14 protein-coding genes are annotated in these 16,290 nt (G+C 63.1%); 11 read left to right on the top strand and 3 right to left on the bottom strand.

Annotation, left to right across the window (positions count from 1 at the left end):
• The 5 genes from FJ414_RS24270 to FJ414_RS24255 all read left to right on the top strand — a co-directional run.
• A partial coding sequence (locus FJ414_RS24270) for a hypothetical protein (protein ID WP_281405807.1) occupies positions 1-418 on the top strand: 418 nt, incomplete at its 5' end.
• A 271-nt stretch (positions 419-689) separates the two neighbouring features.
• The gene (locus tag FJ414_RS31580) at positions 690-869 is read left to right on the top strand and encodes a hypothetical protein (RefSeq protein ID WP_181181702.1); all 180 of its coding nucleotides are present in this window, start codon (positions 690-692) and stop codon (positions 867-869) included.
• A 188-nt stretch (positions 870-1,057) separates the two neighbouring features.
• Positions 1,058-3,364, top strand: coding sequence for a peptidase domain-containing ABC transporter (locus FJ414_RS24265; protein WP_140646914.1), 2,307 nt, complete (start codon positions 1,058-1,060; stop codon positions 3,362-3,364).
• Between the two features lie 8 nt (positions 3,365-3,372).
• Positions 3,373-4,779: an HlyD family type I secretion periplasmic adaptor subunit gene (locus FJ414_RS24260; protein ID WP_140646913.1), complete on the top strand. Its 1,407-nt coding sequence runs from the start codon at positions 3,373-3,375 to the stop codon at positions 4,777-4,779.
• 1 nt (position 4,780) lies between these two features.
• Positions 4,781-6,496, top strand: a complete 1,716-nt coding sequence (locus FJ414_RS24255; protein ID WP_140646912.1) for an SEL1-like repeat protein — start codon at positions 4,781-4,783, stop codon at positions 6,494-6,496.
• A gap of 276 nt (positions 6,497-6,772) precedes the next feature.
• Here FJ414_RS24255 and FJ414_RS24250 read toward each other — a convergent pair whose 3' ends face one another.
• Together FJ414_RS24250 and FJ414_RS24245 are read right to left on the bottom strand one after the other, a co-directional pair.
• Positions 6,773-7,780, bottom strand: coding sequence for a substrate-binding domain-containing protein (locus tag FJ414_RS24250; RefSeq protein WP_140646911.1), 1,008 nt, complete (start codon positions 7,778-7,780; stop codon positions 6,773-6,775).
• A 47-nt stretch (positions 7,781-7,827) separates the two neighbouring features.
• A complete protein-coding gene (locus FJ414_RS24245) occupies positions 7,828-9,204 on the bottom strand; it encodes an ROK family protein (protein ID WP_246672494.1) in 1,377 nt (458 codons plus the stop codon).
• A 232-nt stretch (positions 9,205-9,436) separates the two neighbouring features.
• On the opposite strand from FJ414_RS24245, the gene FJ414_RS24240 reads away from it, so the two are divergent.
• From FJ414_RS24240 to FJ414_RS24215, 6 genes are all read left to right on the top strand, one after another.
• On the top strand, positions 9,437-10,264 hold the full coding sequence (locus FJ414_RS24240) for a sugar phosphate isomerase/epimerase (RefSeq protein ID WP_140646910.1): 828 nt from the start codon (positions 9,437-9,439) through the stop codon (positions 10,262-10,264).
• 40 nt (positions 10,265-10,304) lie between these two features.
• Positions 10,305-11,426, top strand: a complete 1,122-nt coding sequence (locus FJ414_RS24235) for a substrate-binding domain-containing protein (RefSeq protein ID WP_140646909.1) — start codon at positions 10,305-10,307, stop codon at positions 11,424-11,426.
• Between the two features lie 64 nt (positions 11,427-11,490).
• Positions 11,491-12,660, top strand: coding sequence for a Gfo/Idh/MocA family oxidoreductase (locus FJ414_RS24230; protein ID WP_140646908.1), 1,170 nt, complete (start codon positions 11,491-11,493; stop codon positions 12,658-12,660).
• Positions 12,657-14,243: a sugar ABC transporter ATP-binding protein gene (locus tag FJ414_RS24225; protein ID WP_140646907.1), complete on the top strand. Its 1,587-nt coding sequence runs from the start codon at positions 12,657-12,659 to the stop codon at positions 14,241-14,243. Before FJ414_RS24230 ends, FJ414_RS24225 begins: the two co-directional genes overlap by 4 nt.
• On the top strand, positions 14,233-15,201 hold the full coding sequence (locus tag FJ414_RS24220; protein WP_140646906.1) for an ABC transporter permease: 969 nt from the start codon (positions 14,233-14,235) through the stop codon (positions 15,199-15,201). The genes FJ414_RS24225 and FJ414_RS24220 overlap by 11 nt, the downstream gene beginning before the upstream one ends.
• Positions 15,201-15,545 carry a putative quinol monooxygenase gene (locus FJ414_RS24215; protein WP_140646905.1) on the top strand — a complete coding sequence of 115 codons (345 nt, stop codon included), beginning with the start codon at positions 15,201-15,203 and terminating at the stop codon, positions 15,543-15,545. Before FJ414_RS24220 ends, FJ414_RS24215 begins: the two co-directional genes overlap by 1 nt.
• A gap of 98 nt (positions 15,546-15,643) precedes the next feature.
• On the opposite strand, the gene FJ414_RS24210 is transcribed toward FJ414_RS24215, so the two are convergent.
• The gene (locus tag FJ414_RS24210; protein ID WP_140646904.1) at positions 15,644-16,243 is read right to left on the bottom strand and encodes an NAD(P)-binding domain-containing protein; all 600 of its coding nucleotides are present in this window, start codon (positions 16,241-16,243) and stop codon (positions 15,644-15,646) included.
• Positions 16,244-16,290: the final 47 nt, after the last annotated feature.

The raw sequence follows: 16,290 nt of genomic DNA, 5'->3' as shown, positions 1-16,290 counted from the left end.
GAGCTACCGGCTCGACCGGAGCAACTGGAGCTACCGGCTCGACTGGAGCAACCGGTGCCACGGGCTCGACCGGAGCAACGGGAGCTACCGGCTCGACTGGAGCAACTGGTGCCACCGGCTCGACCGGAGCAACTGGAGCCACGGGCTCGACCGGAGCAACGGGTGCAACCGGCTCGACCGGAGCAACCGGAGCCACGGGCTCGACCGGAGCAACTGGTGCCACGGGCTCGACTGGAGCAACGGGCGCAACCGGAGCCACCGGTTCGACCGGAGCCACGGGAGCAACTGGAGCCGCAGGAGCAACTGGGGCCACGGGATCCACCGGCTCGACAGGTGCTACCGGTTCAACTGGGTCGACCGGTGGGACCGGGTCAACCGGCCCGACCGGAGCGACAGGATCGGACGGTGGGACTGGTGACCAGGGTGGTCCGCAGGGTAACAACGGGCATGGCAACGGCCAACAGGACGCGCCAGGCAATTCCGGTGACCACAACAATGGCGACAACGGCTCGCACCAAGGGCAGGGCAACTCTGCCGGTGGCCAGGGCAATGGCAACGGAGGCCCACATGCGACCGTTACGGCCAGCACGCTGGGGCTGACGGACGTCAAGCAGTTCCTGCAGTCCGGCTCGGACGGCAGTGGCGGCGGCGGTTCGTTCAAGCAACTCGTCAGCCAGGCGATCAGCTCGGTGACGACCGATCTCTTGAACGTTCTCAACACGGTCAAGGGTTTCGGCCAGAACCAGAACAAGCCGTCCGGCGCGACGTCCGACCTGACCCAGGACAAGGGCAAGCAGGGTGCCGGCTATGGCCAGACCGACGACACACTGAAGAAGGCTCTGAAGGATATTCTGAAGCCGCATGACTGAGTGTTGGTCAAAACAATGCGCGCGGGCCTTGCGGAAACGCGGGGTCCGCGTAGCCACGTCTTGGACGCCGGCAACGAGCTCGCACCGCGGGGCGGTTCGGTCTATGATGGATGTTGCCGACTTTCCGGATTGGGGCGGTGTGCGGGGAACACCCCCGAACCCTCGCTTTTAGACCGCAAGGGGAGCTTATGGTGAGCGTGTCTCGAAACTCCGAAGTCCTGCCTGTCCCGATCCGTGACGATGTCGAAGTGGACATGACCGGCAAAGGTCGGAGCGAGGGCGCAGCGGAATGGGTTCCTGGCGGCCCCGCGGCGTTCGATCGGACAGGGCCGCGCATCAAGGCGATGCTGCAGGTCGCCCGCTATCACGGAGTCGACCTCGATCCGAACGAATTCAGGGCGGCAATCGCCGGTCCGGTTCCAAGTGCTTCCGATCTCTCCCAGTGGGCACAGAACGCCGGCATGTGGTCGCGCGCGCTGCGTATCCGCTGGTCGCATCTGTTGCGCTTCGAACACGCAGGGCCGATCGTCTTGCTTTTCACCGATGGCGGCGCCGGCCTCCTTACCGGGGCTAGCACCGAACGCAATGTCGTTTTCCTCAAGAGCGTCGATGCGCCGGATGACGCGGAAGCTGTTGCCATCGATGAGCTCCGCCTGCTGCAGGTGTGGTCGGGCGAGGCCGTCCTTTTGCGGGCAGCGAGGTCTTATATCGCGGCGGATGCGCCCTTCACCTTCGGCTGGCTTATCGATTTGGTGCGGCTCGAGAGCCGGCCGCTGCGGGACATTGGCATCGCTTCGTTCACGCTGAGCATTCTAGCGATTCTGCCGCCCCTCATCGTCATGACGGTCGTCAACAAGGTGCTGCAGTTCAGCAGTATCCCCACTCTGGTGCTTCTCTCAGCGGTCATCGCCGTCGTCTTCCTTTACGAGACGCTGCTCGGTCACGCTCGACGACTGATCATTAATGTCGTCGGTGCGCGCCTGGACACCAAGCTCAATCTGCATGTCTTCAGCAGGTTGTTGCGCCTGCCGCTCGACTATTTCGAGCGGCACCCGGCTGGCGAGACGATGTACCATCTCGCCCAAGTCTATCGCATCCGCGAGTTCCTGACCGGAAAGCTCCTCAGCACATTCCTGGATCTGATCACGCTCTGCGTCCTGATCCCGGTCATGTTCTACATCAACGCCACGCTCGCCTGGATGGTGCTCGCCTGCGCGGTCGTGATCATGGCGATTATCTTCGCCTTCCTTGCGCCGCTGCGCCGACGCTATCAGAACGTGGTCGACGCCGAGACCTGGAAGGCGGCCGCGCTCGGCGAGACTGTCGTCGGCATCAAGACCGTCAAGGCGCTCGGGCTGGAGCCGCAACGCAAGGCGCTGTGGGACGAACGGGTGGCCGACGCGGGCAAGGCGCGTCTTGCCTTCGGGCAACTGGCCAACTGGCCGCAAACTCTCGTCACGCCGATCGAGCGCGCGATGGTCCTCGGCACCATGCTGATCGGCGCCTATCTCGCGATGAACGACCGGTCGGGCTATATGGTCGGCAGCCTGTTTGCCTTCATGATGATCGCGCAGCGCGTCGCGCAGCCGCTGGTCGGTCTAGCGCGGCTGGTCGAGGATTATGAGGAGGTCGGCGCGGCGATTGGCGAGGCAGCTGGGGTTCTCAACCGCCCGTTGGAAAGCAGCTCCAATTCCGCCGGCTTGCGGCCGAAGCTCGTCGGCGAGATCAAGTTCAGCGATCTGACCTTCAGTTACATCGGCACCAAGACACCGGCACTCGACAGGGTCAGCTTCGATGTCCCGGCCGGCACGATGTTCGGGGTCGTCGGACGCAGCGGATCAGGAAAATCGACGATCGCGCGCCTGTTGCAGGGCATCAATCGCGACTATAGCGGGTTCCTCAAGCTGGATGGAGTCGATCTCAAGGAAATCAACCTTCGTCATCTTCGCCAGGGCCTGGGTGTCGTCCTTCAAGACAATTTCTTGTTCCGCGGCTCGATCAGGGACAACATCATCGCGGGACGTCCTGGCTTGACGCTTTCCGACGCCATGCGTGCCGCCCACTTGGCAGGTGCTGCCGAGTTCATCGAACGCATGCCAAACGGCTACGACACCTATATCGAGGAAGGTTCGCCTAATCTCTCCGGCGGTCAGAAGCAGCGGCTGGCAATCGCCCGCGCGCTCATTCACGACCCGACCATCCTCATACTCGACGAAGCGACGAGCGCGCTCGATCCGGAGAGCGAAGCGGTGGTCAGCGCCAATCTCATTCGTATCGCCAGCGGGCGTACCATGATCATCGTTTCGCACCGGCTCGCCTCGCTCACCGAATGCGACCAGATCCTGGTCATGGACCAGGGTAAGGTTCTCGATGTCGCTCCTCACTCGGTGCTCCTGGAGCGGTGCGGTGTCTACCGCCAGCTCTGGCTCCAGCAAAACCGGCATCTTGACGGCCGCCATAGCCGTCTGGCGGCTGTGCCGCCTCGCCCTGTGTGAGACCGGCCATGAGCAGCACCACCTATTCCACCCTTCCAGTTCCCCGGCGCCGGCGAGAGGCCAGCGATCCGACGGTTCCTGCCATTCTCGAATTCCAGTGGCCGTCGACGGCGGTCGCCAATGCGCCAATTCCGTGGGTGGCACGCAGCGTCGTGTGGATCATCACCAGCATGGTTGTTGCGCTGATCGCGCTTGCCGCGCTGATACCGGTCGATCAGGTCGTCACGACGAGGGGGCTCGTGGTCTCGCAATCGCCCAACATCATCGTCCAGCCACTGGAGACGGCGATTGTTCGGTCGATCGAGGTGCGCGAAGGACAGCGTGTGAAGGCCGGCCAACTGCTGGCCAGGCTCGATGCCACCTTCGCCTCGGCCGACCTCACGGCGCTGGCGACCCAGGTTACGACGCTTGAAGCCGAAGTAGCGCGCCTGAAGGCGGAGGTCGATGACAAGCCCTTCAACTACGATGGACTGGACCCAAGCTGGACGCTGCAGGCCTCGATCTACGAACGTCGCAAGGCGGTCTACGACGCAAAGCTTGAAAGCTTCGACCGGCAGCGTGACGAACTGAGTTCCGTCATCTCGCGCTCGCAGTCCGACGCCGAGGGGTATCGGCAGCGGCTCGCAGTTGCGGCGTCGATCGAAAAGATGCGTCAGCAACTCGAAGAAAGGCAGGTGGGAAGCCGTCTCAACACGCTTCTAGCTGAGGACAATTCGGCGGAAATGTCGCGTTCGCTGAGCAACGCCGAGCAGACGACAGAAGCCGCCAAGCGCCAGCAGGCCGCTGCCGCGGCCGACCGAGACGGTTACATTCAGAGCTGGCGCGCCGAGGTCTCGCAGAGCCTTTCGGAAGCCAATTCACGCATGTCGGATGCTCGCGAGCTTCTAAACAAGGCGAAGCTTCGCAAGCAACTGGTGGAGCTAAGGAGCGAGGCCGACGCGACGGTTCAATCAGTAGCCAAGGTCTCCGTCGGCTCCGTCTTGCAGTCTGGCGAACGCTTCATCACGCTGGTTCCCGCCGATGCAGTGCTCGAGGTTGAGACCAATATCATCGGCCGTAGCAGTGGCTTCGTTCATGTAGGCGATTCCGTGGCTATCAAGTTCGACACCTTCGCCTATTCACAGTATGGCCTGGCGCATGGCACGGTTCGAGCGGTCAGCCCGGATTCGTTTTCGGCCAGAGAACAGGCGCGCGATCCAAACAGTTCACTGGCCATGCTTCCTTCGGATGCCGACCAGTTCTATCGCACCCAGATATCCATCGACGATGTCGCTCTTCATGGGTTGCCCGCCGGTTTCGCGATCAGCCCCGGCATGCCTGTCACCGCTGACGTCAAGGTCGGTCGCCGCACAGTGCTCAAATACATGCTTGGCGCCATGTTGCCGATCGGACAGGAAGCGATGCGGGAGCCATAGGATGGCTATGCTCGACCGCCTGACTGGACGCATCCATCCCGCCCTGGCTTTTCGCCGGGCGCTGCAACTTTCCGACAGCGGGAAGCCTGCGGAATCCTTTGCGCTGATGGGTATAGCGGCACGCGCGGGCATCGTGGAAGCGCAATACCGGGTCGGCCGCTGCTATTTGGAAGGCACTGGCGTGCCACCCAGCCACTCGGAAGGGGCACGTTGGCTGCGGCGAGCAGCCGATCGCGGCAGTCCAGACGCGCAGGCGCTGCTTGCCGCGTTGTGCGTAGCGGGGGTTGCGGGACAGGAAGCTGACGCCGGTTCGGAAGGTTTGTTCGATCGAAATTCCTTGCGAGAGCCAGACTTCGCGGCAGCGCTCGACCTCGCGCGAAAAGCCGCCGAGTCCGGCTCCGCAACAGGGCAGGCCCTGCTAGGCTACATCCTAAGCAAAGGCCCGGACGCGATGCGCGATCTCGATGCCGCGCATGGCTGGTACGAGAAGTCCGCGGCGGCCGGCTGCCCGGAAGGATGCCTCGGCCTTGCCCTTTCCTTGGTCCGGCTGAGGCAACCGGAGCAAGGAAGCAGGATTGCCGCAGAGGTTCGGCGCGCGGCGGATGCCGGCCTGCCGACGGCCATCTACCTGCTTGCCATCCTCACCGAGCACGGAATGGGCGTGCCCGTCGATCTCGAGGCAGCTCACAAGCTCTATCAGGATGCCGCTGAACGGGGACTCGCATCTGCCCAGTTTCGGCTGGGGCTTGCGCTGATCGAGGGTGGCTTGGCGGATCGGGACGCTGTCGCCGGCGAGGCCTGGATGCGTCGCGCCGCGCTGGCGGGAAATGTCGACGCCGCCTATCGCGTTGGCGAACTGTACTCGGGGGGAGGCCTGCGAGACTATGCAGAGGCCGCCGCGTGGTATCGGCGGGCGGCAGATGGGGGCCACCAGCCGGCTGCCCGCGCCTTGGCTTCGCTCTATCTCTCGGGCAATGGCGTAGCTCAGGACGCCGAAGAAGGAACGCGATTGCTGCGTGCCGCCGCAGCCAGAGGCAATCGTGAATCCCAGGTTGATCTCGCGAACCTTGTTCTTGAAGGAGCAGGCGAACCGGATGATGGCATCAGCGTCGCTGGATGGTTTGGGGCAACCGCGTCATCGGGTGATCTGGTTGCGGCGTTCAATCTTGGTCTCTGTTTCGCAGAAGGTATTGGTGTGGGTAAGGACCAGGAGCGGGCTGCGCATTGGATGGCGCGCGCAGCCGAAGGCGTGGCCGAGGCGCAATACATGTATGCCCGCATGCTTCAGGATGGACGAGGCATGATCGCTGACCAGAGGCAGGCCCGCATCTGGTTTGAGCGGGCTGCCAAGGCAGGCATCGTGGACGCGCAGGTGGCTCTCGCCGAAATGCTTTACAGTGGCCGTGGCGGGGAACGCTCTTTCGTGACCGCCGCACATCTTTTCAAGCAAGCCGCGGCTACAGGCCATGCCGGGGCGATGTTCGCGATCGGGGCACTTTATGAGGCCGGGCAAGGCCTGTCACTCGACCACAAAGCTGCGCAGAAATGGTTCGAAGCCGCCGCTGAAAGAGGCCATGGGCATGCCCAACTCATGCTTGGCCGCTATCTCTCCACGGGCATTGCCGGCGAGCATGACTCCGCCGCCGCCCGCATTTGGCTGGAGCGAGCGGCTGCGCACGGCGTCCAAGAAGCCGCCGAGGAGCTTGCCGAGACATAGCGGCGATATGCCTGACTGCAAAGCAACGGCAGCAGCGCCATTCTGGCCTAAGGCTGGGTGCAGACGGCCATTTGCGGATGAATGGGCGGTCTCGCACGCTGTGCATGCACCTGACAGGCACCGTGCCGCGACTGGCCGTTGCGGTTACTGACCTTTGGCTCATCATCCTGTTTGGGTCAGGGCAACGCTTCGCAGTCGGGCAAGTAGCTTCCACAAGACCGGGTAACGACGGGACTCTCGGAACGAAGCAAAGGCGGGTCGTTGCGCCTGCCCGGTTCAATCGCTTCGAAGCCTACGAACTCTGAGCAGGCCGGCGGGGGCCGGAGCACGCCACACGACCTGATAGGCTTCCACCACATTGGCGGCTGTCACGCTCAGCCCGGGAAGCGCGATCCACGGCGGAGGCCGGCGTTCCAGCAGCCCAAGGATGGTGGCGACGCCGGCAGCGCTCCCCTGGTCGTAAGGCAACTGGGCGGCAATTCCTTTTATCAGGCCGCCATTGGCAAGGTCGGTCGCTACCTCGTTGCCAAGGTCCACGGTGGTTATCGGTATCGTCTTCCCGGATTCTCGGATCGCCGCGGCGGCACCCATTGCAGGCACGTCCCATACGGCAAACAGCCCGGAAAGATCGGGATTATCCTGCAGCAGGGCCGCGGTCGCGGTTCGCGCCTGCCTCACATCGGCGAACTTGCCGCGCACCACGGCAAGATCCGGCCGCCGGGCCGCCATCCATTTGCGGAAAGCGATCTCGCGCTCATGCGTGGCGAAGAAATCCACGCCGTAGGCCAGAACGCCGACCTTGCCGCCTTGAGGCACATGCGGCGCAAGCAGTTCCGCGCTGATTTGCCCGAGACCGAAATTGTCGGTGGAAATGACGCTGACATAGTCCTTTCCGGGAAGCATGCCGGTCGGAGCATTGTCGAGCAGGACAAGCTTTTTTCCCGCGCCGGCTATGGCGCGATGCGCATCGGCGGCCCGGCTGCTGCCGATGGGAATCGAAACCACCGCGTCGACCGGTTCACCGGCAAGGCGGAGCAATTCGGAAATCTGCCTGTCGACGTCGAAGGCGCAATCGATGACCTCGACCACCGCGGCGCCATAGCGGCCAAGTGTTGTGACCATCCCGGCCAGTTCCTCCTTTGCCCAGTCGCTCATCGTGGTGTGCAGAACGACGGCTACCGCGAAACGCCGGCTGCGGGCGGCATCGGCGTCGGCCTCTGACAGTCCGACCTGATCGGCGGGAACCGCTCTTTCGCCATGCGGCCCAAGGCCCGTGATCGCCATTTTCTAACCTCCCCGGATTGTCGCGGCATTGAGTCGATTGGCAAATGCTAGGCCGGCATCCCTGCCGGCGGTCTGGGTCTGACTGGCCGGTTGCTGCTTTCGGCTGAAGCCTGCGCGAGGAATTCTTTGAATTCAGGATGCTCGCGCGGCGAACCAAGCGTGATCCAGCCCTGAAGGAAACGCGCATCGAACAGCGATTCCGCTACAACCTGCGCGGCTCCGACCAGCCCGGCCGATCCGCCCATCTGCGAGCGCACGATGCGCAGGTCGCGGGTGACGACCGGATGCGCTTGGCGATAGACCGCCTCGCGCACCGCCGCCAGCAGGATATCCCCGGTCTCTGCAACGTTGCCGCCGAGCGCGATCAACGATGGGTTGAGAAGATTGGCAAGGGGCGCCAGGACTTCGCCAACGGCGCGGCCGCAGCGCCCCAGAAGATCGATGCAAAACGTATCACCCAGCTGGGCGCCGTGGCCGGCATCGGTGATGGTGACATCGCCTGCACGCGCCAGCACTTCGGCAAGATATGCGCTACGTCCGCTTTCGGCGGCCAGACGCGCCTCGCGTCCCAGCACTTCGCTGCCCGCGACGCTCTCGAGGGTTCCGCCCTCGATGAATGTATGGCCTATCATGCCCGCCGCGCCCTGCGCGCCCCTATGCAGCACGCCTTCCGATATCACGCCGGCGCCGATCGAGCGTCCAAGCTTGACGAAAATCATATCTGTCAGGCCGATGCCGCTGCCGGATTTTAGCTCGCCCATGGTCATCGTCTGAACGCCGCTCCGCACCCACACGGGCGCGCCGACCGCGGTGGCCAACTGCTCGACAAACGGAAAACCGTCCCAGTTCTGGAACGCGTTCAGCGCCGGGGCGAAGAGCCGCTGGCCATCCGATTTCTCGACGGCTCCCGGCACCGCCAGTCCAACGCCCCAGATGGCAGCCTCGCTGCCATGCTCCTCCAGCATCCACGCAAATAGCGTTGCCAGCCGCTGGACCACCGGTTCCGGTCCCGCCGCGAGCTCGACGGCCTCATGATGCTCCGCCAGCAGACCTCCAGAGAGATCGGATACGCCAACTGCAAGCGATGAATGATCCAGCACGGCGACCAGGATCATTCCCACACGCGGCCGGAAGCGAACATGGCGAGGTGCCCGACCGCCAATGGCCGGCCCAAGCTCGCCTTCCTCGATCAGCCCGAGCCGAAGCAATGTAGCCAGACGGTCGGCAACGACAGCTCGCCCAAGTTCGGATTGGTTCTCCAGCCCCTGGCGGGTCGTCGCTGCCCCTGTCCGCACAAGATTGAGAAGCATGGCCAGGCTTCCATGTGCGGATTCGCTGGCGCGTGGCCGGCCTGCGGTGCGCCGCGGCTTGGCAATGTCTCCGGCCGCCGTGCCGCCCTCGTCCATACCCTTGTCGCGCCTCATCTCGAGCTTCTGGCCAGTCGTCCCGCTCGGCATGGGTAGCGCGCACACATTTACGGATCAAGCATTAACTTCTGCCGTTTTTCAACAAAAGTATGGCAGCTTTTGCATTTTAATGATTGACGGCAGCGAAACTGCGCGCATAAGTTCGGGTCGAGTTGGAGGAGAGCCGACTTGAGGTCGGGTCTGGCCGCGGCAAGGCGACCTGAGCTTATGCGCGCAGGAGGAAACACACATGCAGGTGAAGCTGGCCTATCACGCGAATTGCTGGGGCGCGCTTGGCGGCAATGCCGTCGGTGTGACGTCGATTACTCAGCTGACCTATCGCACTTTCGGCGATATGGAGCAGGCGATCCACGACATTGGCGCGGCCGGATATGCGGGCACCGAACTCTTCGACGGCAATCTTCTGGACTATGAAGGCCGCTATGGCGAGTTGCGCGAAGCGTTGAAGCAGTCTGGCGTCGTGCTCGTTGCCGGCTATTCAGGCGCCAACTTCATTTTCGACGATATCCTGGGTGAGGAACTGGCGCGCATAGAACGTGTGGCGGGTGCCGCCGCGGAACTGGGCGCCGAGCACCTTGTGGTCGGTGGTGGCGCCAAGCGTGCGAGCGGGCGCCAGCAGGACGATTTCAAGCGCCTCGGCGCGGCGCTGGACAAGGTCATCGACATCGCGGCCAAAGCGGGCTTGCGCGCGCACTATCACCCGCACCTGTCGACGATTGTCGAGGGGCCCGATGAAGTCCGTGAGGTCTTCAGGCACACCGCGATCGATTTTTGTCCGGACACTGCGCATCTGGCTGCCGCCGGCGGGGATCCGGCCGCGCAGATCCACGAATTCAGGGGCCGTATCAGCTACGTCCATCTCAAGGGCTGGCAGCGTGATCCCTTCGCCTTCACGCCACTCGACCGCGGCGATCTCGCCATGGCGCCGATCATCGACGCGCTCAAGGATACCGGATTTTCTGGATGGATCGCCGCCGAGCTCGATGCCTGGCCTGACCCGAAGCAAGGGGCGGAACTCAGCATGAACTATCTGAAAAAGGCCATAGGGCCGAGTTGAACCAACGGGCATTGCGCCTGTCATCAGGGAGGAGACCGAAATGACGCATTTCAAGACGATAGCCGGAGCTTTCACGGCGGCTCTGCTGGCCACCAGCCTCTACACAGCTGCCCCCGCCTTCGCCGATCCGGATTCAGCCCTTGCCGAGCTGCAGAAGACCGTCCTTTCGAAAGGACCAAACGGCGAAACGCCGGCGCCGGCCTCCGCTGTGACATTGAGCGAGGAGGAACTGGCAAAGATCAAAGCCATGAAGGCCACGGCGGCGATCGTCATGCATTACGGCGGCAATGACTGGTCGCGTGCGCAGATCGCCGGGCTCAAGGACCAGTTCGGCAAGATGGGCATCGAGGTGATCGCCACTACGGATGCCGGCTTCAAGCCGGAAAAGCAGGTCGCGGACCTCGAAACGGTGATGGCGCAGAACCCCAAGATCATCGTCTCGATTCCGACTGACCCCTCCGCGACAGCCTCCGCCTACAAGGCCGTCGCCGACAAGGGCGTGAAGCTCGTGTTCATGGACAACGTCCCGGCCGGCCTTGTCGCCGGCAAGGACTACGTCTCCGTCGTCTCGGCCGACAATTACGGCAACGGTGTCGCGGCAGCACATCTGATGGCCAAGGCATTGGGCGGCAAGGGTGACATCGGCCTTATTTTCCACGCCGCCGACTTCTTCGTCACCAAGCAGCGCTATGACGCCTTCAAGAAGACGATCGCCGACAACTATCCCGACATCAAGATCGTCGCCGAACAAGGCATCGGCGGTCCCGACTTCTCCGGAGACGCCGACAAGGCGGCATCGGCGATCCTCACCTCCAATCCGACCATCAATGGCATCTGGGCCGTGTGGGACGTGCCGGCCGAGGGCGTCATCTCGGCGGCGCGCACCGCTGGCCGTGACGACCTCGTCATCACCACTTGCGACCTCGGTGAGAACGTCGCCATAAATATGGCGAGCGGCGGCTTCGTTAAGGGTCTGGGGGCTCAGCGGCCGTTCGATCAAGGTGTCACCGAGGCGCTGCTCGCCGGCTACGGCCTGATCGGCAAGCAGGCGCCAGCCTTCGTCGCCCTGCCGGCGCTTCCAGTCACCAAGGACACGCTGCTCGAGGGCTGGAAGGCCGTCTACCACGCCGAGGCCACCGACAAGATCAAGGGCAGCATGTAACGCGCCCCGCGGCCGGCGCACTCCCTGCCGGCCGCGCCTTTCTTCATTCGATCAGGAGACCATCATGACCAGGACGTTCAACGTGGCGATGATTGGCGGCGGCTTCATGGGCAAGGCCCATGCAATGGCCTATGCGGCCATGCCGATGTTTTTCTGGCCCGCGCCTGCCCACCCGGTGCGCAAAGTGGTGGTCGACATCACCGATGCGCTGGCCGACGAAGGCCGCCGTCGCTACGGCTTCGAGGAATCGTCCGCGGACTGGCGCAAGGTGGTGACCAGACCGGACATCGACGTCATCGATATCGTCACTCCGAACGATAGCCATGCTGAGATTGCGATTGCGGCAGCGCAGGCCGGCAAGCATATCATCTGCGAAAAGCCGCTGGCGCGCGGCGGCGACGAAGCAAAGACCATGCTCGATGCGGTCAATAAGGCAGGCGTCATCCACATGGTGGCCTTCAACTACAGGCGCACACCGGCAGTGGCGCTCGCCCGCCAGTACATAGAGGAAGGCCGCATCGGCAGGATCTTGAACTTCCGCGGCACCTATCTGCAGGACTGGTCGGCCGATCCGGATTCGCCATTGTCCTGGCGTTTTCAGAAGAAGATAGCCGGCTCGGGCTCGATCGGCGACATCGGCACCCACGTCGTCGACCTTGCCCGCTATCTGGTGGGCGAGATCGCCGAGGTCAGCGCATTGGTGCGCACCTACAACAAGACGCGGCCTGTCCAGCACGGCAATCTCGACAGGCTCGGCGCCGCCGAGAAGAACACCGGAGCCGAGCGCGTCGAAGTCGATGTCGACGACGAGGTGGTGACGCTGCTGAAGTTCGCCGACGGCGCCATCGGTTCGCTCGAGGCGACCCGCAACGCCTATGGCCGCAACAATTTCATCACCTTCGAGATCCACGGCACCAAGGGCTCGATTGCGTTCAACTACGAACGGCGCGACGAATTGCAGGTGATGTTTGCCGATGATCCTGCCGATGCGCGCGGCTTCAGGACTGTCTATTCCGGTCCGGCGCACCCCTATGGCTCAGGCCTCTGGCCGATCCCGGCGCTCGGCATCGGTTACTCCGAAACCAAGATTGTCGAGTGTTTCGATTTCTTCTCGGCCATCGCCTCGGGCAAGCAGCCGTCGCCCAATTTCGAGGATGGCTACAGGACCGAGCGCGTCGCCGACGCACTGATCGAATCCGGTGAAAGCGGTCAGTGGACCAAGGTAAGACCATGACCGCTGGGACGCCTGTTCATGCGGTGGAGATGAAGGGCGTCAGCAAATCCTTTGGCGGGGTCAAGGCGTTGATCGATGTCGACCTGCAGGTCGAAAGAGGCGAGATCCACGCGCTGCTCGGCGGCAATGGTGCCGGCAAGTCGACCATCCTCAAAGTGCTGAACGGCGTGCATGTGCCTGACGCCGGCACCGTTCTCGTCGACGGCAAGCCGCTGGTGGAGATATCGCCCGAAGCCTCGCGCAAGGCCGGCATCGCCATGATCTTCCAGGAAATGAGTCTGATCCCGACGCTGACGGTGGCGCAGAACGTGTTTCTCACCCGCGAAGCCAAGGGTGCATTCGGCCTGATCGACGACCGTACGGCCGAGAGGCATGCCGCGGACCTGTTCAAAATGCTCGAAGTGGAGGTCGATCCGAAGGCGACCGTCGGCGATCTGGGCGCGGGACAGCGGCAATTGACCGAGATCGTCAAGGCGATCTCGCAAAACGCGAGGGTGCTGGTGCTGGACGAACCCTCGACGGCGCTGGCGATTTCCGATGTCGAACGCCTGTTCGCTTTCCTGCGCAAGCTGAAGTCGCAAGGCGTTGCCATCATCTATGTTTCGCACCGGATGGACGAGATCGCCCGCATCGCCGACCGCGCCACCATCCTGCGTGACGGCCGCCATGTCGTTACCGCACCATTGTCGGAGCTGCCCGTCGAAACGATGATCGAGCATATCGTCGGCAAGCGCTCGCGCGGCCTGTCGGATGTGGTGCGCGGCCAGTCGAGTCTTGGCGAACCGCTGCTGGAACTCGACAACGTTTCAGGCCCGGAAAAGCCGAAGAATGTCAGCTTCGTGGTTAATAGGGGTGAAGTGGTCGGCCTGGCCGGTTTGCTCGGTTCCGGACGTTCAGCAATCGCGCGCGTCATTGCCGGAATCGATCCGGTCGTCGAAGGCGAGATACGCATCGCCGGCAAACCGGTGATGATCACGAAACCGAGCGAAGCCATCGAAGCCGGCGTGGCGCTGGTGCCCGAGGACCGTCTGCGTCAAGGCGTGATTGCCGAGCATTCTGTCGCCTCCAACGTCACGCTCGCAGTACTGGACCGGCTGAGTCGCAAAACATTTGTCTCGGGAAAAAAAGTACGCGATCTGACGGATGAACAGATCGCTCGGCTGCGGATCAAGACGGCATCGCGCGACAGCGCGGTGCGTACGCTTTCAGGCGGCAATCAGCAGAAAGTCGTCATCGGCAAATGGCTTTCAACCGGTCCGGAAATCCTCGTCCTTGATGAACCAACCGCCGGCATCGACATCGGCTCGAAGTCCGAGATCATAACGCTGGTGCGCGAGTTGGCGAAAGCTGGCAAGGCGATCGTCCTGATTTCGTCGGAGCTGTCCGAGATGCTGTCGGCCTGCGACCGCATCATCATCGTCTCGGCCGGCCGCCTGGTGGACGATGTCAGCCGCGCCGATCTCGACGATCCGTCGGCGCCAGCGGGCGATCCGGTCGCGCTGCTGCAGGCCGCCGAGCGCAAGCTGCAGATCGTTATCCAGAACGCGATGAGCAAGAGTAAGCGAGAAACACATGTCCACTGACCGGGACACTGTCCCTTGGCTCTTTGCAAGGCTAGGTCTCGCCAACTGGCGGCAGAACATCATTTATATCGGCTTCCTCGTGATCTTCATCGCGTTCGCGATCACCCTGTTCGACAAGGGCTTCCTCAACCCTAACAACCTGCTCAACATCGTGCGCCAGACGGCGATGATCGCGGTCATGGCGATCGCCATGACCTACGTGCTGTCGGCGGGCGAGATCGACCTGTCCGTCGGGGCGGTGGCGGGGCTGGCTTCGGTCACCACGGCCATGGCGATCGACGCCGGTGGACCGGTTACCGGTATCCTTGCAGGCCTCGCCACCGGTGCCGTCGTCGGTACCTTCAACGGTCTGCTGACGACGCGCATCGGCATTCCGTCCTTCCTCACCACGCTGGCCATGATGGGGATCGCCACCGGCACCGCGATGTGGATGAGCGATACAGCCGCGGTGCCGATCATCTCGAAGAGCTATTCGTGGATCTTTGGCGGCGGCAATATCGGGCCGGTGCCTGTCCTGCTGATCTGGATGTTGGTGCTGGGCGCCGTCGGCCATGTCGTGCTGAGGCGAACGAGCTTCGGCCGGCGCGTGCTCGCCACCGGCGGCGGCGAGGTCGCGGCGCGTTACTCCGGCATCGACACAAAGTCGATCAAGTTCCGCGTCCTCATTATATCGGCCATGGCGGCAGCACTTGCCGGCATGCTCTATGCCGGGCGGCTGCAATCCGGCCGCTTCCAGCTCGGTCAGGGCGACGAGTTGTCGGTCATCGCCGCGGCAGTGCTTGGCGGCACCAGCCTGTTCGGCGGGTCTGGCACCGTGATTGGCACGATCGTCGGCGCGCTGATGATCGGCCTCATCAACAACGGCCTGATACTCATGGGGCTGGAATTCAGCCAGCAGCTCATTGCGCGTGGTGCCATCATCATCCTGGCCGTTGCGCTGAGCCAGGGAAGGAAATGATGACAGTTCCCTACACGGTGATCGGCACTGTGATCGCAAAGCCCGAAACGCGCGAGGAATTGCAGGAGATCCTGTCGGCCTTCGTCGAGCCGACGCGCGCCGAGGACGGCTGCATCAGTTATGACTTTCACGTCGACCCGGCCGACCCATGCGTGTTCATGTTCTATGAGAACTGGCGCTCGAAGGACGATCTCGACCGGCATCTGGCGATGCCGCATCTGAAGCCGCTGTTTGATCGGCTCGATCAACTGCTGGCGAGTCCGGTCGAGATTCGGAACTTTGTGATGCTCAGCCGGATGGCTGTTGACGTTCAGCCCATCAGCGTGCCCACAGCTTATCAATGACGACACGATGAGCGATCGTTCCGAAGGCGACGCAGGCGGTGGGCCCGTTGGCGCGAAGTCTGCCGAACTCGAGCGGGAATGACGGGGTCGTAGATCGGTTACTGCTCCTTCTTGAACAAATCCTGGAAGATGAGCTGGCCCCAAGTGCGGCCGCGTGCGTGCACCAGCGCGCCACCTTCGTTGAGCTTTCCCAGCTTGACGGGTGCGAACCCGAGTTGTTTGGCCAAGGCCGCCACGGGAGCGGTCGCGTCCTCGTCGTCGCTCGACAGAAAGACGACCCGGTGGCCGCCCTCGACGACCGGATCGGCAGCCAGGGTGGCCGCAATCAGGTGATTGAAACCTTTCACGAACTTGGCGCCGGTGAACGACTTCGCGACGAAGGCGGAGGACGGGAGGCCGTCCAGCTCTTCAGGTACAGGAAACGCGTTCATCGCGTCGATGACCGTCTTGCCTTTCCAGCTCGGCAGGGCTTTCGCAACCTCGCGATGCTCCCCGAACGGGACCGCCAGGATGATTGTGTCGGCCTCGAGTGCTTCCCGCAGCGACTTGGCGACGACCGTGGGTCCAATCGCCCGAGCCTGTGGCGCCAACGTCTCGGGCGGCCGGCGGCTCGCAACGGTCACATCGATGTTTTTACGGGCGAAGGCGTGGGCGAGAGCCTGGCCTACCTTACCGAATCCTACGATTGCATAGCTCATAATATTTCTCCGATCCGTGTTGATTCCCAGGCCTTCAACGGCGCTGG

It is taken from the genome of Mesorhizobium sp. B3-1-6 (assembly GCF_006439555.1).
Lineage (GTDB): Bacteria > Pseudomonadota > Alphaproteobacteria > Rhizobiales > Rhizobiaceae > Mesorhizobium.
Note: the sequence above shows the minus strand (reverse complement) of the source record. Positions and strands in the feature narration are given on the sequence as shown.